We start from the raw sequence: 224 nt of genomic DNA on the forward strand, positions 1-224 counted from the left end.
CACCCTCCAAGTATCGTCGCCGCAGTCGCGTTTCACAGCCGAGTTCGGGATGGGTCGGAGTGGTTCCACAACGCCATAGGCACCCGGAAAAATCGAGAAGGTTAAAGAACCCTCAAGACTGCATAGAAATTGAGTTTAAATGAAATTTGAGGTCAAGCGCTCGGTCTGTTAGTACGTCTGGGCTACATACATTACTGCACTTCCACCACGACGCCTATCAACGG

Annotated in this window: 1 rRNA gene; it reads right to left on the minus strand. The window is 50.9% G+C overall.

Annotated elements, in window-relative coordinates:
• Positions 1 to 87: ribosomal RNA gene (rrf, locus tag LKK83_RS32460) — 5S ribosomal RNA — on the minus strand; the annotation flags it as partial.
• Positions 88 to 224 lie beyond the last annotated feature (137 nt).

Source organism: Phormidium sp. CCY1219 (assembly GCF_035615515.1).
Taxonomy (GTDB): domain Bacteria; phylum Cyanobacteriota; class Cyanobacteriia; order Cyanobacteriales; family Laspinemataceae; genus CCY1219.